This is a genomic window from Pseudomonadota bacterium (genome assembly GCA_023229365.1).
Taxonomy (GTDB): Bacteria; Myxococcota_A; Polyangia; order JAAYKL01; family JAAYKL01; genus JALNZK01.
This window is the reverse complement of the sequence record JALNZK010000010.1, coordinates 1-15,832: the sequence shown is the minus strand read 5'-3', so window position 1 is coordinate 15,832 and position 15,832 is coordinate 1. Positions and strand designations below refer to the sequence as shown.

Annotated in this window: 34 protein-coding genes; all 34 read left to right on the top strand. The window is 43.2% G+C overall.

Going from position 1 to position 15,832, the window contains the following annotated elements; genetic code table 11:
- Positions 1 to 468, top strand: a complete 468-nt coding sequence (locus tag M0R80_07680) for a hypothetical protein (GenBank protein ID MCK9459502.1) — start codon at positions 1 to 3, stop codon at positions 466 to 468.
- Entirely contained in the window at positions 465 to 1,130 is a 666-nt protein-coding gene (locus M0R80_07675; GenBank protein ID MCK9459501.1) for a hypothetical protein, read from the top strand. Before M0R80_07680 ends, M0R80_07675 begins: the two co-directional genes overlap by 4 nt.
- Positions 1,084 to 1,992 (top strand): hypothetical protein, encoded by a 909-nt coding sequence (locus tag M0R80_07670; protein ID MCK9459500.1) that lies wholly within the window; start codon positions 1,084 to 1,086, stop codon positions 1,990 to 1,992. The genes M0R80_07675 and M0R80_07670 overlap by 47 nt, the downstream gene beginning before the upstream one ends.
- Positions 1,992 to 2,309, top strand: a complete 318-nt coding sequence (locus M0R80_07665) for a hypothetical protein (protein MCK9459499.1) — start codon at positions 1,992 to 1,994, stop codon at positions 2,307 to 2,309. The genes M0R80_07670 and M0R80_07665 overlap by 1 nt, the downstream gene beginning before the upstream one ends.
- 3 nt (positions 2,310 to 2,312) lie before the next feature.
- Entirely contained in the window at positions 2,313 to 2,534 is a 222-nt protein-coding gene (locus M0R80_07660) for a hypothetical protein (GenBank protein MCK9459498.1), read from the top strand.
- Positions 2,535 to 2,543: 9 nt separating this feature from the next.
- Positions 2,544 to 2,882 carry a hypothetical protein gene (locus tag M0R80_07655; protein MCK9459497.1) on the top strand — a complete coding sequence of 113 codons (339 nt, stop codon included), beginning with the start codon at positions 2,544 to 2,546 and terminating at the stop codon, positions 2,880 to 2,882.
- Positions 2,882 to 3,085, top strand: a complete 204-nt coding sequence (locus M0R80_07650; protein ID MCK9459496.1) for a hypothetical protein — start codon at positions 2,882 to 2,884, stop codon at positions 3,083 to 3,085. Before M0R80_07655 ends, M0R80_07650 begins: the two co-directional genes overlap by 1 nt.
- The gene (locus M0R80_07645) at positions 3,082 to 3,336 is read left to right on the top strand and encodes a hypothetical protein (GenBank protein MCK9459495.1); all 255 of its coding nucleotides are present in this window, start codon (positions 3,082 to 3,084) and stop codon (positions 3,334 to 3,336) included. Before M0R80_07650 ends, M0R80_07645 begins: the two co-directional genes overlap by 4 nt.
- Entirely contained in the window at positions 3,308 to 3,526 is a 219-nt protein-coding gene (locus M0R80_07640; GenBank protein ID MCK9459494.1) for a hypothetical protein, read from the top strand. The genes M0R80_07645 and M0R80_07640 overlap by 29 nt, the downstream gene beginning before the upstream one ends.
- Entirely contained in the window at positions 3,523 to 3,714 is a 192-nt protein-coding gene (locus tag M0R80_07635) for a hypothetical protein (protein MCK9459493.1), read from the top strand. Before M0R80_07640 ends, M0R80_07635 begins: the two co-directional genes overlap by 4 nt.
- Before the next feature lie 37 nt (positions 3,715 to 3,751).
- Entirely contained in the window at positions 3,752 to 4,093 is a 342-nt protein-coding gene (locus M0R80_07630; GenBank protein ID MCK9459492.1) for a hypothetical protein, read from the top strand.
- Positions 4,094 to 4,129: 36 nt separating this feature from the next.
- On the top strand, positions 4,130 to 5,230 hold the full coding sequence (locus tag M0R80_07625) for an AAA family ATPase (GenBank protein MCK9459491.1): 1,101 nt from the start codon (positions 4,130 to 4,132) through the stop codon (positions 5,228 to 5,230).
- Positions 5,217 to 5,708 carry a hypothetical protein gene (locus tag M0R80_07620; protein MCK9459490.1) on the top strand — a complete coding sequence of 164 codons (492 nt, stop codon included), beginning with the start codon at positions 5,217 to 5,219 and terminating at the stop codon, positions 5,706 to 5,708. The genes M0R80_07625 and M0R80_07620 overlap by 14 nt, the downstream gene beginning before the upstream one ends.
- Positions 5,701 to 5,958, top strand: a complete 258-nt coding sequence (locus M0R80_07615) for a DUF2188 domain-containing protein (GenBank protein ID MCK9459489.1) — start codon at positions 5,701 to 5,703, stop codon at positions 5,956 to 5,958. The genes M0R80_07620 and M0R80_07615 overlap by 8 nt, the downstream gene beginning before the upstream one ends.
- A complete protein-coding gene (locus M0R80_07610; protein MCK9459488.1) occupies positions 5,958 to 6,179 on the top strand; it encodes a hypothetical protein in 222 nt (73 codons plus the stop codon). Before M0R80_07615 ends, M0R80_07610 begins: the two co-directional genes overlap by 1 nt.
- Positions 6,163 to 6,465: a DUF3846 domain-containing protein gene (locus M0R80_07605; protein ID MCK9459487.1), complete on the top strand. Its 303-nt coding sequence runs from the start codon at positions 6,163 to 6,165 to the stop codon at positions 6,463 to 6,465. The genes M0R80_07610 and M0R80_07605 overlap by 17 nt, the downstream gene beginning before the upstream one ends.
- A 117-nt stretch (positions 6,466 to 6,582) precedes the next feature.
- The gene (locus tag M0R80_07600; protein MCK9459486.1) at positions 6,583 to 6,942 is read left to right on the top strand and encodes a hypothetical protein; all 360 of its coding nucleotides are present in this window, start codon (positions 6,583 to 6,585) and stop codon (positions 6,940 to 6,942) included.
- A 12-nt stretch (positions 6,943 to 6,954) separates the two neighbouring features.
- Positions 6,955 to 7,380, top strand: coding sequence for a hypothetical protein (locus tag M0R80_07595; protein ID MCK9459485.1), 426 nt, complete (start codon positions 6,955 to 6,957; stop codon positions 7,378 to 7,380).
- Positions 7,381 to 7,415: 35 nt separating this feature from the next.
- Positions 7,416 to 7,703 carry a hypothetical protein gene (locus tag M0R80_07590; protein ID MCK9459484.1) on the top strand — a complete coding sequence of 96 codons (288 nt, stop codon included), beginning with the start codon at positions 7,416 to 7,418 and terminating at the stop codon, positions 7,701 to 7,703.
- A gap of 333 nt (positions 7,704 to 8,036) precedes the next feature.
- Complete coding sequence (locus M0R80_07585) at positions 8,037 to 8,201, top strand: hypothetical protein (GenBank protein ID MCK9459483.1); 165 nt, start codon at positions 8,037 to 8,039, stop codon at positions 8,199 to 8,201.
- Entirely contained in the window at positions 8,201 to 8,776 is a 576-nt protein-coding gene (locus tag M0R80_07580) for an HNH endonuclease (protein MCK9459482.1), read from the top strand. Before M0R80_07585 ends, M0R80_07580 begins: the two co-directional genes overlap by 1 nt.
- A 43-nt stretch (positions 8,777 to 8,819) precedes the next feature.
- Positions 8,820 to 9,635, top strand: a complete 816-nt coding sequence (locus M0R80_07575; protein MCK9459481.1) for an HNH endonuclease — start codon at positions 8,820 to 8,822, stop codon at positions 9,633 to 9,635.
- Positions 9,636 to 9,669: 34 nt separating this feature from the next.
- On the top strand, positions 9,670 to 10,161 hold the full coding sequence (locus M0R80_07570; GenBank protein MCK9459480.1) for a hypothetical protein: 492 nt from the start codon (positions 9,670 to 9,672) through the stop codon (positions 10,159 to 10,161).
- Between the two features lie 12 nt (positions 10,162 to 10,173).
- Entirely contained in the window at positions 10,174 to 10,755 is a 582-nt protein-coding gene (locus M0R80_07565) for a hypothetical protein (GenBank protein ID MCK9459479.1), read from the top strand.
- A complete protein-coding gene (locus M0R80_07560) occupies positions 10,752 to 11,090 on the top strand; it encodes a hypothetical protein (GenBank protein MCK9459478.1) in 339 nt (112 codons plus the stop codon). The genes M0R80_07565 and M0R80_07560 overlap by 4 nt, the downstream gene beginning before the upstream one ends.
- Before the next feature lie 10 nt (positions 11,091 to 11,100).
- Entirely contained in the window at positions 11,101 to 11,280 is a 180-nt protein-coding gene (locus M0R80_07555; protein ID MCK9459477.1) for a hypothetical protein, read from the top strand.
- Positions 11,281 to 11,471: 191 nt separating this feature from the next.
- Positions 11,472 to 11,795, top strand: a complete 324-nt coding sequence (locus M0R80_07550; GenBank protein MCK9459476.1) for a hypothetical protein — start codon at positions 11,472 to 11,474, stop codon at positions 11,793 to 11,795.
- An 851-nt stretch (positions 11,796 to 12,646) separates the two neighbouring features.
- Positions 12,647 to 12,982: a hypothetical protein gene (locus M0R80_07545; GenBank protein MCK9459475.1), complete on the top strand. Its 336-nt coding sequence runs from the start codon at positions 12,647 to 12,649 to the stop codon at positions 12,980 to 12,982.
- A 62-nt stretch (positions 12,983 to 13,044) separates the two neighbouring features.
- Complete coding sequence (locus M0R80_07540) at positions 13,045 to 13,383, top strand: hypothetical protein (protein ID MCK9459474.1); 339 nt, start codon at positions 13,045 to 13,047, stop codon at positions 13,381 to 13,383.
- Positions 13,384 to 13,671: 288 nt separating this feature from the next.
- The gene (locus tag M0R80_07535) at positions 13,672 to 14,025 is read left to right on the top strand and encodes a hypothetical protein (GenBank protein MCK9459473.1); all 354 of its coding nucleotides are present in this window, start codon (positions 13,672 to 13,674) and stop codon (positions 14,023 to 14,025) included.
- 49 nt (positions 14,026 to 14,074) lie between these two features.
- Entirely contained in the window at positions 14,075 to 14,518 is a 444-nt protein-coding gene (locus M0R80_07530) for a hypothetical protein (protein MCK9459472.1), read from the top strand.
- Positions 14,519 to 14,798: 280 nt separating this feature from the next.
- Positions 14,799 to 15,059 carry a hypothetical protein gene (locus M0R80_07525; GenBank protein ID MCK9459471.1) on the top strand — a complete coding sequence of 87 codons (261 nt, stop codon included), beginning with the start codon at positions 14,799 to 14,801 and terminating at the stop codon, positions 15,057 to 15,059.
- Positions 15,056 to 15,532, top strand: coding sequence for a hypothetical protein (locus M0R80_07520; protein MCK9459470.1), 477 nt, complete (start codon positions 15,056 to 15,058; stop codon positions 15,530 to 15,532). Before M0R80_07525 ends, M0R80_07520 begins: the two co-directional genes overlap by 4 nt.
- Positions 15,533 to 15,537: 5 nt before the next feature.
- On the top strand, positions 15,538 to 15,832 hold a 295-nt coding region (locus tag M0R80_07515; GenBank protein MCK9459469.1), incomplete at its 3' end, for a hypothetical protein.

Sequence of the window (15,832 nt, the reverse complement as noted above, 5' to 3'; positions counted from 1 at the left end):
ATGCGGTATCTTTGCCTGTTTCGTTGGGGTCGGCATGAGGATCAAGAAATTGCTTGTGTCCCCGTTGTGTTGGATTTGCCAGCGATATTTACACCACTGGGAATTGTCAAGAAATTGACTGATGATCTGCACGTAGCCTATAAAGAAGAGGCACCCATCTATCTCGCCTGTCCCAACGAAAAATGCAAAGCATTTGACAATTCAACTACTAAACATTATTGTTCCGAATGTGGCTCAGAGAACATTGTCATTCCTGATGACAACGATGAAGAGTTTCATCAATGGATTTACGAACAGTTGTTTAGGGCTGTTTGTGATGGTTTCTCGCCCGCAGTCGAACAAGCCCTCCAAACAAATGGTTGGGAGTTGTTTCCAAAAAACTACCATCCCGATAAGATTGCTACTATTTCAGGGGTGGCTGATTATTTGGAAGGGAATTGGTATGATGAATTTGGGGAAATAGAATGAAAATAGAAAAATTGCTGGTAATGCAGGATGGGCTTCGACCCGCAGTTGATTTTGCATCAATGGTTGAATTTGTTAGATCGGGCGGCATCTACACACCAGAAATTATTCAACAGCACAAAGATAGGTCAGAAATAATTGTTCTAGTGCGGTTTGGGGATGATGGTACGCTGGCGATCCATGATGGACACCATCGGGTAGGATCAATTTGGCTAAGTGGTGTCCGAGATTACCTTGATGAGAGCGAATACTTTATCAAGGAATCAACTTACACAAGATATAATACCCCCAATTTTGATATTGGATGGGTGACACCGTTTGACCCCCGTACAGAGGTAAGGATTGCGGATTTTGGTGACTTCAAGCGGTTTGTTGTTAATATGGCTAAGACGGATATTCCAGGGGCAATAGACTACATCGAAAAAAATAGGTCTGTTTATTCTCGCAAACGTAGGTATAAAGATATTCGGGGAATGGTTGCAGATTTTGACTTTTCCTGTACATTGGGATTGGTGAAAGGAGATCACTATGCGAAAACAAAAACAGTTCCAGTTGCCATCAATTCCTTTGAAAAAAGCCGAAGCCGTTATGGCTGTCCTTGTGAGGGGACGCCAAACGATGAAGGCTTTGCACGCCAGAATTCAGCGGCACCTACGAACCGTTAGCGGCAATCCCTTCAAACGCTATTCATGTCGGCGTTTGCGACGGGAATTCTTTCAGGTTCAAAAATTCTGTGCCTTGTTCAACTGCCCGATGGAGTTGTATGGGTTGAAAATTCCCCAACAGGCTGTGAATAGAATTCTCGCCGTTCAAGCCAAGGAAGAGGAAATAATCTTCGCTTTCACCAAGATGGTCGGAGCATTGGCTAACCGTCGATATAGGGGTGTCAAGGGCACTTGCTATGTCGAAGCAGAGGATTTGGAAGCCGAAGGTTATTTGGGTGTGTTGGATGCCATTTATGGCTATGATGGAAGAAATAAGTTTTCCACCTACTGCCACTATTGCGTCAACCATCGAATTGGTGTCGCTATCAACAAGACACACAATAACTATCCTTGGCCCAAGAGCCTGCGTAGACTGTACCAACGCTATGAAGAGGCTGTGTCGCAGAATACCGAATTGAGCATGAGTGGTGTTCTTGACACCATGAAACTTACGGACAAGCAACGCAATCGGCTTCAAGCGTGCATGACAGAAATGCACTCCGCTACGGATGTTGCATATATGTATAAAAGCAGAAAAAGCAACGGAGCAGAACGCAACGATGATTACACCGTTCTCGCTGCAACTGTTGCTCATTATCGTCCTGCCGAAACTCTCGATCCCGAACAGCAGAGAGCAATCAATGCCACTACTTTTAGTGATTGGGAAAAGGCAGTAATGGATGGGTATTTGAGCGGTCACTATGGCTGGCAATCCGAAGTCGCAAGGAATTTCGGCAAAAGCCGTAGGGCTCCCGCCGTTGCCCTCGAAAGAATTAAAAAGAAAGTGCTTGCTCAACTGGTCCGTAAACCGGAGGCTGCATAATGGGGCTCTATCTTCGTGAAGATGATTTTGAAGTCGGTGAAATTGTCATGGTGGTTGAAGAACCACCTGCCGAATATCGGAACGAATATAGTATAGAGGGTGGTAACACTGTCGTAGCAATTCCGGCAAACACCTTCTACCCAGAAATTGTGTGGAAAATTACAGGGGTTGATTTGCCATTCGTGGCAATTCGCCCCTGGAATCCACAACGCCGATGGAGCCACCTGGGCACCTACGTTCTGGATTGTAGAAAATATAAGTTCAAGAAAGTAACACCCGAATTTGCGGCTGCTGCTACAGAGCAACCGCCCCAATAAATCATGGCATGTGTTTACACTCACAAAGATTTCGTTGATGCTTTGAATGCCTGTTGGAAACTCTTGCGAATTAAAGCTAATTTGCAAGAAAACGACAATGGTTTGCATTCCATCGAACTTGCTGAGTTGATGGAGAAGCATCAGTGCTTGGCAGAGTTGGAAGAATCGGGAGAGCCCGGTTATTGTGGCATTGGTCTTGGTCATTATGGCGGGCACGCTGTTTGAGGTAAAAAAATGCCAGTCCATAATGGTAAGCCCGGTAGCCAACGAACCATAACTTGCAAATTAGGTCAGCTTTGCAAGAGCGATATGCTTAGGCTTTTTGTCAAGCGAACAACCAAGGTTTCTCATTACGACCGAAAGAAGGACAGGGCGGTATTTAACACCCTTCACGAAGGCACATATATCGAAGCAGAATTCAGTATGTGCCAAGGTCCAATTGGAGAAAACAAAATAGCCACCATCTTTGTTACCAAGGTAGTTGGCGGAAACGATAAGTTGGTAATGGATTACCATTGGATTACTGCTGCTGATTTTAATTGGTATGTATCAATCCCTGTGAAAGTAGAATAATGCTAAATTTTCCAAAAATTACCATCAATGGTGTTGAGCTAACAACTGGACAAGCTATGACTATCCATGTTGCTCTACAAAGCTTTGCAGAGTATTTACAACCGCAAGATGTTTTGGGTGACGACGATCACGGAAAATTTATGCGGGATGGTTATCTCAATGGTATTCAAGAAATCAATAAGATTTACATTGAGGCTGTATGACCACTGAAGAATATAAAAAGAAAAGAGCAGAGGCAACAGCAAAGGTTCTCCCCTTTGTCATAAGGGTAAATCAATACCAAGCGGTAAAGCATGGGGATTGCCAAGACCTGTTGAGTGTGGAAGGATTCCTCAAATTGATCGATGATCCAATTCGTGGGTTAGGACCAATCAAGGGGACAATTTATCCCTGGAATGTGATTGATTATGTGATGGAGGAGCAAAATGGAGTGCAACCAGAACTTTCTGTATAATTGGCTGGGTTGCGGCTCTCAACCAAAAGAGCCACCCACTCCCGAAGAGCAAGAGGCTGAGGCGGCTGAGAAAGCAAGATTGGATGAATTGTTTGCCCCATTGATTGCGGAAGAAGAAAGAAAATATAAAGAAGCCGTAAAGAAATGGAGAGAGGAAAACGCCGATCTAGTAAGGGAGCTTGGAATATGAGCGAACAATTAGACCCATATAAAACAATTTGTGTGTGCCGACACGACGGAAAAGAAGTGGGACGCATCCCCGCTACTGCCCCTAACGCCATTGCTTATATTGATGAATTGGCCCGACAATATGGCAGCCTCAATGTCGATTATGAAGCTGATCCAACGGACGGGTTGTTAGCCGCACTTCATCGGTAATAGTTTTCCTGTACATTGGGTGAGTAGGGAGGTTGAAATGTGGACAATCGAAACAGCAACCGTAATTGCTTTGCGAGAGCGGGCAAATTGGCTTGAGCAGAACTATTCGCCAGATCAAGTTGGTGAAGCATCTATGAATCCTTGTGTAGAACGGGATGCTGCTGATTTGATTGAGGAACTGATGAAGAAATTGGCCCCAACAAACGAACAAGAAGCCGTTTATCGGGGATATACAATTCACAAACAAGATGGATTTTATTTAATCTCAGAAGTTGGGGATTGCGATTGTATCCAAGAACCATTCTATTCCATTAATTTGGCAAAAGCAGCCATAGACAGGTTTTTGGACTTCGGCGTACAATTCCACATGGGAGGATAGTTTTCCTGTACATTGGTGTTGTGGAGGAAGGAAACCATGAACCAACAACATCTTGCTTTCAATGTAATGCCGGAAGACGCCATAAGGGCTTATTGTAATCCCGATAACCCTGCTGCCTATTCCCGTGCCCTGATCGGCAACAAAGATGCCCTAAGCCGTGTCGGTCGCATTCTTTACGGAATGCTTCAGTTTGAAAATCATTGTTGCGATGGGTCTTGTGTAGTCAAAAAACACCCCACTCGCAATATAGCTCTTATTGGTGGTCCCGGCACAGGCAAAACCACCGTTGCCCGCACGATTGCTCAAGCCATTATGTTGCCATTGGTGGAAATTCAGCCTCAAACAATTGAATCAGTCAATGATGTTTTGACCGCCGTGGCCAATGTCTGCGAACATACCATCGCTGGTAATTCCACCCTTGAACTAGAAGAAATTGGGGAAGAGGGAAGTCGTTATTTTTCTCTGCCTCCAATGGTGGTTTTCATTGATGAGGTACATTTGCTGAGAGATAGACTTGTGCAAGCCTTGCTCAAAGCCACTGAACCAAAAGATCGGGAGATGGTCACAGAGAAAGGATGGAAGGTCGATTGCCAGCATGTTTTTTGGATTATCGCTACCACAGAGCGTGGGCGATTGAACCCCGCTTTTGATACTCGATTTGCCAAAATTACACTCAATCCCTACACCCAGGCTGAGATTGCACAAATTGTAAAATTGAACTATCCAGACTGGGATATGGAAAAATGCCAATTAGTTACCAAATACGGTGGTCGTATCCCCAGAGAAGTCTTGCCATTCGCTGAAGATGTCGAACTGGAAAGAAAAATGAATGGTGGACACACCTGGAAGGAAATTGTTATCAAAGTTGCTAGACAGCACGGCATTGACGAACATGGCATGAGCAAACAACAAGTGGCTATCCTCACTGCATTGGGACAAGAGGCTGTTTCCAAAAATCGATTGTGCTATGTCGCTGGGGTGCAACCCGAAGAATTGCAAGAGTTTATTATGCCCCCCATGCTGGTGTCTGTTGAAGATCAACCCGCCCTTGTGGCAGTCGATAGTAGGGGGTATATTATTACTGAGGCTGGACGAAAAGAATTGGACAAACGGGGATTGAAACATGCCTCGTACTAAGCCAATAACCTTCAACGGAAAAACACAAAGCGTAGCGGAATGGGCAGAAGAACTCCACGTTGCTCCCGTGACGCTATACAAGCGTTTGCAAGCATATTCTTTGGATGTGGCAATGACTTGTGGCAAGTTGCGTAACAGTGTCGGCAAGAAGCCAATGCTCATAACATTTAATGGGAAAACTCAAAGTCGTTCTCAGTGGTGTGAAGAATTGGGAATTGGTTTATCTACGTTCGGGCACCGTTTGCAGAAATATTCTTTGGAAGAGGTAATGTCTTTTGGCAAGAGAATAAAACCAAAGAAAGAGCAGCAATGCAAGCGTACCACAAAGATGGTGACATTTAAGGGACAAACACTTACTATCGCAGGGTGGGCAAAAAAACTGCAAGTATGTAGGGTTACAATTTATAAACGTCTGGAAAGACTGCCCATCGAAAAGGCACTAAACAAAAAACTAATCAAAGGAGCAAGCCGTGGCTAAGAAAACAAAGCGATTGATTTACCGTGTGGAGTGGAACAAGAAATCAAATGGTTGGGTGCTGACCTATCCCAACAAATTCCAAAAGTATTGTTGGCCCGTCAAGGCTGATGCCGTGGCAGAGGGCAGAGAGTGTGCCCGCACTGCCCACGAAGCAAATGGCGATTTGACACAATTGGTTGTCCATAAAAAGGATGGCAAGATTCAGTTCGAGAATACTTATGGCAAAGACCCATCAAAGTACCCAGGATAATGAAACCTTACAAAACAATAAAATTAACTGAGTGTCCTGATGTTGCCGACATTCAGGCTGAGGGTCGGCGTAGTGCTTGTGGCAAGTTGGCTGGCAAGTCGGGAGAATGCCGTGGATATACAAAATCTAAACAAAGCAAGGCTGCGACTCGACGTACTTTGAAGCGTGCGGATAAAGCCCGTGTGAAAAGAATGGAAGATAAAAATGGCAATACTTTATAAAACAGATGGAACACAAGAAACAATTCTTCCTAAAAGTGGAAAACAATTCACACTAGCAGAGATGCAAGCCGCAGTTGATGGTTACATTGAACCACTTTATTTGCCCGATGGTAGAGTGTTGTTGGTCAATGAGGATGGAAAAAGCAGAGGCTTTCCCTACAACGAATTAGCGACCTTCCACGGAGCAATGGCAGGCATATCTATGAATGATTGTGTTGTGGGTCCAGCATTACTCTGCTCCCATGAAGAATTCGCTGATCCACCGGAGGAAGATGATGAAGATTAAAAACAAAGAGCAATATAAGGCAAAACAACACAAAAAAGGATTTCCCGTATCGATTGTTGTAAGTTTGAAAGATTACATCGACAGAAAGGAAATCAGAAAACAAAAGAAAGAGCAGCAATGATTGAATTGCGGTTTTATTCGGGCAAGGGCTATGGTGCTACAAAGGTATTGGAAAATGACGATTATTACCTTTCAGTGGGTACTGATGCCGATGATAAAAAAATAGCCGTTGTTGAGTTGAAAAAACTTGGCATTTATTTGGTTGGCGATGAAGAGTTGTTCGCACAGACAGAGGGGGCTACCGATGTTGCCACTGTTGCATTAAAATTTATTCTAAAACATTTGACGCCCGAACAGTTTTGCGAGTTGTTGACGGATTTGACCAAAGATCGATATTCGGCTGGTTATGCGGACGGCAAAGATGACCTTCAAAAAGCTATGCAGGATTTGCTGGGCATAAGTGATTTGTTTGCATAAATGGAGCATAAAATGGATGAATTTCCTCAAGGTTTTCCAATAATGTGCGTCAAAACCAACAACGGTATCTATGTGAATCGGGTAGAATTCATAGATATGTTGGAGAGAATCGATGCCACGGTACAAGAAGTGCAAAAAAAAAGGTGGTGGCAACGCAAAAAAGTTCAGCCCCTCCTTGTTTTAATTAGGTTGATGACAGCGTTTGGAGAGCCGCCAAATGCTGAAGATGGGGATGGTGGCGAATTGGCGTTCAACGATATTGGCGGCAGAACCTTGCCCCCCATTCAGTGGAAGTATTGTGAAGATGCTGGGGTCTGCCTTCGCATTGTAGACTTACTCCTCTTGTATCTTCCTATTCCTCTTTCTGACAAACCCCTCAAAGTAGTTATGTCTTGTCTGCTATGTGCTTTGGGCAGCGAATTTCACCCAGACGAATAGTTTTCCTGTACATTGGGTGTGTGGAGGAAAAAATAATGAGCCTAAAAACCAACATGCGAATGCGATTCATGCTACCCTGGGAGGGTGCTGTCATCCACAGGGATAGCAAGCAATCCACAATTCAATTTCCAGAGGGCTATGAATTTCGAGCCAACATTCTCACCGAAACTGAGGAAACTCTTGATTTGGAGATTGTGGATACGGTCGGTCGTCACGCCGTTGTCATTGGCGGCGATTGGATTCAGAATGTCCCCTTGATGGTGCTGGCAATCAACAAAAAGGACGTTGACAGGGTTTGTCACGCCATTGCAGAAAGTAATTAAAATGAGCCATTTGGCTGTTTGGGCATCATTGGCGGCAGGAAATTTTTTGTGTGCCTGTTTTTCCTTGTGCAACTGGGAAACAGCCGCAGAACGTTCCTTTTTTCAAGCTCTTGCGGTTGGTCTTGTTTGGGCTTTACTTGAGAGGAAAAATAAATGTTCATGAATTGTTTCTTGGTTTGGGCTGGGCTTAGTGTTGGCAATGTGTTGTATTGCCTCACTCGGCCCTCGCTCTTTGTTGGCGACAAACCAAATCAATGGGAGTCTTGCTTTGAACGATGTTTTTTTCAGGGCATAGCAATTCTCACTGTTTGGTTTTTTTGCATGAGGTAAGAAATGGACGACGATTTTCTGCTCACACCAACAGAACCTGAAGATGAGCTTGACGAAGAGCCCAAAAGCAAGCCTTTGCCAATTTTGCAATATCTTCTTTTTGCGGTTATTTTCACCATTGATATTATCATCTTTTGCTGGATATATGCGGAAACCACTATAAAATAATGTTAAAATTTACAAACACAAAAGAAGGTATTGAAGTATGGGCAGCCAAGGTAAGCCTTGGAATAATTTATATTAACAAACATCCCCTCTTTCGACCTCACAATAACGTAACATTTGATGCCAGAATATTATCAGATATTCTGAAGAAAATGAAGCTTGTCAGCCCTAACGGAATGAAGAGGCTGAGAAGGTTGAAACTAGAGGAAGTTCTCAAACATATCGGCAAGTCGAGATGGAAAGTCTGGGCTAATAGTAAGCTGATTTGGGTGCCGATGAAAAACCAAAGGATGCTCTTGTTGGGACGATCCCAAGAGTGTGCCTGTTGTGGATTGAAAGCCACCCACTTCTGGCTCGAACACAGTGGATGCAAGCCGCCACACCTGAATATGTACGGCATGAATGGGCAAAAGGAAGTGATGCTCACTTGCGATCATATTGTTCCTAAATCTAAAGGAGGTCAGACGAAGGCCGACAATACTCAGCTTTTGTGCAGTGTTTGTAACTCTCTTAAAGCCAATCACTGCATGACGTTAGATGAATTAAAAGAAAAAAGAAACAAATCAAATAAAAATTGAGAGGAGAAACATATATAGATAATATACAACACCTTGGAGGCAAATGATTGTTTCATGTAATAATTGCAACAAAACTTTCAAAAGAAAACCAAGCGAGATTGGCGATAAGGTATTTTGTTGCAGAAAATGTTTTAACGAATATAAAGAAAAAACTGGGTGGAGACTTAACCCAAAAACTGGTTCTGCAAAATTATGTGAAAATTGTGGAGTAGAAATTTATGTAAGAAAAGCAGAACGCAAAAGATTTTGTTCAAGAAAGTGTAGCGGAGAATGGGCAAGTAAAAATTTGCGTGGTGAGCGGGCATCAAATTACAAAAACTCTGCACAAATTGATTTTTGCAAAATATGTGGCAAGAAGATTGTCGGCTATAGAAGCAGGTCATATTGTTCGCAGAAGTGCATGGGGTTAGGCAAGCGTAATAGAGATAATTTTACTTGTGCTCATTGTGGCATACGATTTGAAAGAGCCAAAAGCGTTAGTTTTCACAGCAAAGAGCGAGGTTCAAGCAAACAATTTTGTTCTCGGAAATGTGCTGTGGCCCACAATGTCGGAATCAATCATCCACAATGGATAAAAGACAGAACAAAACTAAAAGACAAAAACAGAAGTTTGCGATACTCCAAAGAAATGGATGAGTGGAGGATTGCGGTTTTCAAACGGGACGATCACACCTGCCAAAAATGCAACAAGCGTGGGGGATACTTAAACGCTCACCACATTCATACATTCGCCGCCTGTCCATCACGAATGTTTGACACCACAAATGGAATAACACTATGTAAGAAGTGCCATCGAAAAGTCACAAGACGAGAAGAAAAATTTGTGTCGTTTTTTGAGTCCATTTTACGGGACAGATAGTTTTCCTGTACATTGGTTGGTTGGAGGAATTCAAATGCGGCAAATAACATTCGATGGAAAAACACAAAGCGTGAAAAGGTGGTCAAAAGAACTAAGGGTTTCGAGGCAACAGATTTACAACAGTTTGAAAAATTTGCCGTTTTTGTCACTTTTGCCCATTGTTGTAAAAAATAGTTTTATTAAAAAGTATGAGACTTTGCCTTTTGTCGTTAATGGAAAGCTGACATACAAGAAAGTAAGAGTAAAAATAAAGCCAAAAGTAATGCCAAAGGCTGCCAAGAGATTTGTCACCAAAAGCAATCAAAAACAATTGATGCTAAAATTTGACAAACCAATAAAACGAGGGAAAGCAAAACGAGGTAGGCCAATAACTTGCAATGGTATTACGCAAAGAATGGTTGATTGGGCGAAAGAATTAAACATCCCAGCATTTAGGCTGCACCTACAACTGAAAAAGCGATCTCTCGAAGAGATTATACAGGATTTGGCAAAAGGTAGGTTTACAACCCGCCAATCTGAAGTATAATGAGAGTGGATTATGAAATCTGATGAAATTCGTAGTGGTAAGGCCCGGCCCAAGCCCGTAACTCGACCCATTCCTTGGAAGAAGGGAGACCCTACCCCTCCAGATGTGTATGATGATTGTATCGTCATCATGCTCAATGGTGAGCCCGTCGAATTAAAGGTAATCTACGATGGCGAACTAAAATATAATATAGAGGATGAAGAAGAACTCATGTGGATGGCAGTTAATTTGCCGCCTTATGAAGAAGAAGTGCTAAGAAGAGAGGCACTTGACCCTTCCCTTCGACCTGTCCCTTGGACTCCTGGCGATCCATTTCCCCCTGATGTATACCATGACTTCATCGTGGTTATGTATGAGGGTGTACCAATTTGGTGCGTGGTTGGTTACGATGGTAAAGTAAGTTATAATCTAAATGATGAAGATGAAATTATGGAGTTGGTCGAGATTACCATAGACAGAACAAAAAAAGAAATCATGGGTCAAGAGCAAACACCCGAGCAGAACACACTTGCTAAAGCTGCCTCTTTTGCTGCGGGCTTTACGGCAACCACGATTGCCATCAATCAAATTAAAAGCTTTTTGGGTCGTCTATGAAAGAGAGCTTAGTCACCAAACGATTTGGAATGTTGGTTGTTAGGAAAAAGGCAGGCTATCATCCAACCAACAATTCGATTATGTATCTGTGTGAGTGTGATTGCGGCAACATGAAAGAAGTGGCTGGCACGAATCTTACAAGTAAACATAAACCAACAAAAAGCTGCGGCTGTTTATCGGGTAGACAAAACTTTCAAAGTGTTCCCCTGCCAACTCCAAATGAAATAGCAGAACGATTGAGAGAACTCCGAGAACGATTGAAGCTACCAACAAAAGAACAAATAGCCAACGACCCAGAACTTGAGGGACATTGGTGGACGCCAATTGAGGCTTAAAGGATGCGATATGGTGTTAGATGCAGTCAGAGAAGTAGTCGAAGGTGGCTATGAATGCTGTATCGGCAAAAGTAAAATATTCAAAAGAAATGGCCGATATGTCGTCAAACAAGGAAAAATTGAAAAACAATTTGATGACATAAGCAAAGCCATTGCTCACTTTCAAGAACTAGAAAAGATAAAACAATGATAATTCCTTTGTGGGTATTAGCAGTTGTTGCAGTGGTAATTCTCTGCATTATTTTGCGACTAACAATTTTCAAAGCTACTCCGTCATCCTCTGGCATGGGGGCTGATCTTAGTGGTTGCTTTGTATTGGTCATAGGTGTTGTTGGCATATTGTCTGTGTTGGCTATCAAGGGTTTTGTTGGATGGTGAATCATGCGTAAACGAAGTTGTGTTGCTATTTATGGCGATGCTTTTGCAACCAGATTTATGCAAGATGCCGATGTGTTTGAGCGATTCAAGGTAATTGCAGAACCCGCAAGAATTACGCTTACCTTGAAGGACGATTGCACCGATGCCCAAGCTATGGCGGATTTGAAAAAGATATTGGAAGCAGCAGGACAAAGAGTAGTTGCGGTGTTTATCCCCAATGTCCCCGATGGAGCATGGGTAGATGAAACCGTGAAGAGCATTAGCAACGGAACACATTGGGGCTTGCTGAAAGATGCGTTAGATTTTTACGATTTCACAACGGAATAGAATAGGTGAATAAATGGGTTGTTGTCTTTTTGCTTCAATTATCGCTGGTCTTCCGAGACTCGCTTTGTTTATCATTTGGATTGTCACAAATTGGTATTCTGCCTTTGACTCATCATTGGTGGCTTTCTTGGGTTGGCTTTGCCTCCCATATACATCAATGGCGTGGATGTATATTTATTTTCACAATGCTGGCCAAGTTTCAGGCAGTTATTGGATTCTCCTGATTATTGGAATCCTAATGGATGTTGGAAGCAATTTGGGCGGCGGGGCAAGCACAAAGAAATGACCTACTTATTTGCTGGCATATTGGTTTTGGTTGTGATAGTGCTTGCTTTTGTGGGCTATAATATCGGGGCACCACCAAATGACTATCCCTAAAGGGCTTGAATCTTACCACTCTGAAATTCTACGCATTTTAATACAAAAATTTCAAGCTGGGAAGACGGATGCTGAAATCGCTTCTGCTTGGGGCAGCACCGCTGAAAACATAGCGGGCGAACGACGACGATGGGGGCTCTATCGAGATAACGAATGTCCCATGTGTGGCAGTGATTTATACGATGGCAAAGTGTGCGGAAACCAGCGTTGTATTACAAATTGGGTAATGCCTGAAACAATCCGAAAAAAATGAATCCTAAAGAATTAAGGCAATATATTTTGGATCGCCAACAATCCTTGTTAACCTCAAAACAAGAGATTGAAGCCAATGCTCAAAACTATAAGTCCGGTCCATCGTCGTCAAATACCGATGCTATCTTGTGCCTGCGTAGCCGATTGGAGGAATTGGCATTGTTGACAGAGTGGTTGGATAATTACTTGCTTCCATAGTTTTCCTGTACATTGAGATTGCAATGGATACCAAAGCAAAAAGAACCCGTCGTGATCTTCTGGCAACTGAGTTGAAACAACTTCAGGAAGAAATTAGCCGTGAAGAAACCAGATGCCAACATGAATGGGGCGAAGAAGTCTACGACCCAGAAAGCTTTAGAGAACCCTATGGCGTGAAGTTGTTGAAACAGGGCTCCGATTGCTGGCCTGAACCCGAAGGCTACAGGGATGCCTCCCGTGCCCGATGGAGCAGAACTTGTGTGCATTGCGGCAAAAAAGAATATACTTATGCACAAAAACCAGCCGCCTTTGTGCCGGATTTTGATAATCATTCTCCTCCCAGTCGTCATGTTTACTAAATTAGAACAAGCCATTGCTCGTATTATTTTTCTCCAAGAGCATTTGTCTGCTGAGGAGCGGCTTGATCTATGGAGCAGAATTCAAGCGGATTATTGTAAATACTGTGGAGAGCGAACAGATGGAAGAACCTGCCATTGCAACAATGACGAATAAATGGACCACTGAATGGCCGAAGAAAGAAGGATTGTATTGGTTTTGTGGCTGGCAAACAAAGTATTCTTTGCTGCATGAAGAACCAAGACTAGAGGTGTTTCGTGTCATGGCAGCCGGGCAACCAGATTCACGCTGGTTTGCCTATATCTGCAATGGTGCATCTGTGTGGGAATCTGAGGGCGGTAAAGGCTATTTTCTTCCTATCAATGCCCCCACTGATCTGCCCGACGTTGAGGCCCTGAAATGAACCCCACAAATCCTGGCATATTAGATTGGTTGCTTATCATTAGTTGTGCCACATTTCTTGTTGGCACCTTCTTGTGGAAATTAGCCAATCCCAATAAAGAGGATGATGTGTAATGTCAGAATGGCGTGAGTCGTCGCCTGAGAGCAAAGAGTGTCGTTATGTGGAATTGTTTCCAGATGACACCGCTCAATTTTATTTTTCCGATGGCAACATTGCCATGCGAAGAGTTCCCATCAAGCGGGAAAGTGTAGTGGCAATTTGGCCCAAAGTTCTGCCGTGTAAACCAATATGAAAACATTACTTGCAATAGTGACCTTTGATCGAGAAGACCCTAATTTGTTGGGTGCAAGGATTTGTTTTCCAATTCCCGAAGACAAAACTCACCACTTTCAAGAAGCTTGTGATTACGTGGTTGAGCATTTTATTACACCCGAATTCATAAAAACTTTTCTCGAAGATGATTGCGTTGGTTGTGACAAATTCCAGAACGATTACGATCTGGAAGAAGAGCCATCGCCTGAACAAATTAAACTAAAGTGGGCGGGCTATAGGGATTTCGGTTTCGAGTTTGATTTCGAGGATGACCAAGGCAACGAAGTCACAGTCCACAAATCCATTGAGTTTATGAAATTGTCGGAATAAACGACTGCGATAGTTTTCCTGTACATTGGATGTTTGAAAGGAGAACGACATGCCGAAATTTGAACTCAAAAAGTTTCACAAGAACAAGGGACATGAGGGAGAGGGGTTCTATTGTGAACTTTGGATGGATGGGGCCTATGTAGCCACTGTCATTGATGAGGGAAACGGCGGAACACCCCTCTATCAATGGGGAAGCCGGGAAGCCAGAGAAAAAGTCCACGCCCATATCGCCAGCCTACCCGATAAACAATATCCAGCCGCTTATGGAATGAAGGCTTGGAGTGTAAAGGCAGATGAAGAAACTTTCATTTGCGATCTGGTGGAGCTTCACCACATCAAAAAAGCGTGCAAGAAGCACACTTGTTTTCATCTGAAAGGACAAGAAGGAACTTATTCTGAGTTAAATCGACCATATAGCCCAGAAATAGCCGCCCAACTTCGCAAGGAATATGGCGATAAGTTGTTGGTGATTTACAACGAAAGCCTTCAATAACATAGTTTTCCTGTACATTGGGATTGTATGATAAGAATCATCGATCAACCCGTAATCAACGAAAACCCAAGACATGGCTTTTATGTCACTCGTCGGATTGATGCTGAGGCATTAGCCGAAGATGACATAAGAAGATACCATGCACGGGATGATATAGTGACAGAATACCTCCATTTGGATGGACAGTGGAGATTATCAACCCTAAACCAAGACACAGGACAATACTCGGGCTATTACAAAACAAGAGAACAAGCCCAACGAGTCATGGAGTGCTACTAAAATGGCAAATTTTACCCAAGAAATGATTGCAGCTTATGAAGAAAGCTGGAAGCGAAAACATCCGGCTCTAGCCGAAGGATGGGCAATTATTCATCCCGATGGTCGGGTAGAAATGGACTACTTTGATTGTAGGGTGTTTCATCGACCACATTCGTTTGACCCTGCCATAGACAATACAGAATGCACAGCAGAGGAATGGTGCAAACATTTTCGACCTGATTGTAAAATAATCAAGGCCCAGGTTATAGAAAGAAAATCATGACGCCCCAAGAAAAATACAACAGAAAAATCTTGATTGTTCGCTGTGTGTTTTGGCTGCCGTTGTTGGTGGTCGGACTGTTGGTGGTGTTCCATGTTATTCCGAAGCAATGCCTATGGTGGCACGCCGGTATTCTCGCAACGATATTCTGTTGCTTGCTGCTCTATGGCTTGGCCTGTGGATTGCTAGTTCGTGCAGCTTTTCGCAGCAAACCAAATAGTTTTCTTCAACGTCTTGCATATCCCGTGTGGATGCAACGATTGAGAAGCATTGCTCCAACCCTTTCTCCTTTGGTTGCTTTTCCGTATATCTTGGAATTGGCAACAATCGAGAAAGTTTTTAAGGAACAAGGACTACAGGCGGCACAGGACGCACTGACAAAATGGATGCATGAATATCCCGAACGTATGATGGGAATGTTGCAGGCTTTAGCCGAAAAGAAAGCCGAACAGAAAAACAAAATGACAAAGGAATAATAATCATGCCACATCCTGTTGCTTACATTGAGTGTGGAAAGGTCAAACCCGGTGAGTATCAGAGTTGCGATGGGCACCTGGAATTACTGGCTCACACTTCCGTTGGCGGTGGAATCCAGTACGGCGATACTCACGATCACACCTACTTTTTGGTGTGTCCAAAGTGTGGACAAATCTATTTCACGGATTACAGCGATCCTGAAAACACAGAAATAAGCAATTTTGATTTTGCTCATCCTGGCAAGTTGGTGGCTTATGATGGCAAGCTCACCAAGGAAGATTTTGCCAAATATGCCCAAA

Coding starts and splice junctions, on each gene's coding strand:
- M0R80_07655 (MCK9459497.1), top strand. CDS start 2,544: ATGCCAGTCCATAATGGTAAGCCCGGTAGCCAACGAACCATAACTTGC.
- M0R80_07630 (MCK9459492.1), top strand. CDS start 3,752: ATGTGGACAATCGAAACAGCAACCGTAATTGCTTTGCGAGAGCGGGCA.
- M0R80_07625 (MCK9459491.1), top strand. CDS start 4,130: ATGAACCAACAACATCTTGCTTTCAATGTAATGCCGGAAGACGCCATA.
- M0R80_07590 (MCK9459484.1), top strand. CDS start 7,416: ATGAGCCTAAAAACCAACATGCGAATGCGATTCATGCTACCCTGGGAG.
- M0R80_07565 (MCK9459479.1), top strand. CDS start 10,174: ATGAAATCTGATGAAATTCGTAGTGGTAAGGCCCGGCCCAAGCCCGTA.
- M0R80_07570 (MCK9459480.1), top strand. CDS start 9,670: ATGCGGCAAATAACATTCGATGGAAAAACACAAAGCGTGAAAAGGTGG.
- M0R80_07550 (MCK9459476.1), top strand. CDS start 11,472: ATGCGTAAACGAAGTTGTGTTGCTATTTATGGCGATGCTTTTGCAACC.
- M0R80_07530 (MCK9459472.1), top strand. CDS start 14,075: ATGCCGAAATTTGAACTCAAAAAGTTTCACAAGAACAAGGGACATGAG.
- M0R80_07640 (MCK9459494.1), top strand. CDS start 3,308: ATGGAGTGCAACCAGAACTTTCTGTATAATTGGCTGGGTTGCGGCTCT.
- M0R80_07680 (MCK9459502.1), top strand. CDS start 1: ATGCGGTATCTTTGCCTGTTTCGTTGGGGTCGGCATGAGGATCAAGAA.
- M0R80_07535 (MCK9459473.1), top strand. CDS start 13,672: ATGAAAACATTACTTGCAATAGTGACCTTTGATCGAGAAGACCCTAAT.
- M0R80_07670 (MCK9459500.1), top strand. CDS start 1,084: ATGAAGGCTTTGCACGCCAGAATTCAGCGGCACCTACGAACCGTTAGC.
- M0R80_07525 (MCK9459471.1), top strand. CDS start 14,799: ATGGCAAATTTTACCCAAGAAATGATTGCAGCTTATGAAGAAAGCTGG.
- M0R80_07605 (MCK9459487.1), top strand. CDS start 6,163: ATGGCAATACTTTATAAAACAGATGGAACACAAGAAACAATTCTTCCT.
- M0R80_07675 (MCK9459501.1), top strand. CDS start 465: ATGAAAATAGAAAAATTGCTGGTAATGCAGGATGGGCTTCGACCCGCA.
- M0R80_07560 (MCK9459478.1), top strand. CDS start 10,752: ATGAAAGAGAGCTTAGTCACCAAACGATTTGGAATGTTGGTTGTTAGG.
- M0R80_07600 (MCK9459486.1), top strand. CDS start 6,583: ATGATTGAATTGCGGTTTTATTCGGGCAAGGGCTATGGTGCTACAAAG.
- M0R80_07620 (MCK9459490.1), top strand. CDS start 5,217: ATGCCTCGTACTAAGCCAATAACCTTCAACGGAAAAACACAAAGCGTA.
- M0R80_07635 (MCK9459493.1), top strand. CDS start 3,523: ATGAGCGAACAATTAGACCCATATAAAACAATTTGTGTGTGCCGACAC.
- M0R80_07660 (MCK9459498.1), top strand. CDS start 2,313: ATGGCATGTGTTTACACTCACAAAGATTTCGTTGATGCTTTGAATGCC.
- M0R80_07595 (MCK9459485.1), top strand. CDS start 6,955: ATGGATGAATTTCCTCAAGGTTTTCCAATAATGTGCGTCAAAACCAAC.
- M0R80_07545 (MCK9459475.1), top strand. CDS start 12,647: ATGGATACCAAAGCAAAAAGAACCCGTCGTGATCTTCTGGCAACTGAG.
- M0R80_07645 (MCK9459495.1), top strand. CDS start 3,082: ATGACCACTGAAGAATATAAAAAGAAAAGAGCAGAGGCAACAGCAAAG.
- M0R80_07575 (MCK9459481.1), top strand. CDS start 8,820: ATGATTGTTTCATGTAATAATTGCAACAAAACTTTCAAAAGAAAACCA.
- M0R80_07585 (MCK9459483.1), top strand. CDS start 8,037: ATGGACGACGATTTTCTGCTCACACCAACAGAACCTGAAGATGAGCTT.
- M0R80_07580 (MCK9459482.1), top strand. CDS start 8,201: ATGTTAAAATTTACAAACACAAAAGAAGGTATTGAAGTATGGGCAGCC.
- M0R80_07610 (MCK9459488.1), top strand. CDS start 5,958: ATGAAACCTTACAAAACAATAAAATTAACTGAGTGTCCTGATGTTGCC.
- M0R80_07650 (MCK9459496.1), top strand. CDS start 2,882: ATGCTAAATTTTCCAAAAATTACCATCAATGGTGTTGAGCTAACAACT.
- M0R80_07555 (MCK9459477.1), top strand. CDS start 11,101: ATGGTGTTAGATGCAGTCAGAGAAGTAGTCGAAGGTGGCTATGAATGC.
- M0R80_07520 (MCK9459470.1), top strand. CDS start 15,056: ATGACGCCCCAAGAAAAATACAACAGAAAAATCTTGATTGTTCGCTGT.
- M0R80_07665 (MCK9459499.1), top strand. CDS start 1,992: ATGGGGCTCTATCTTCGTGAAGATGATTTTGAAGTCGGTGAAATTGTC.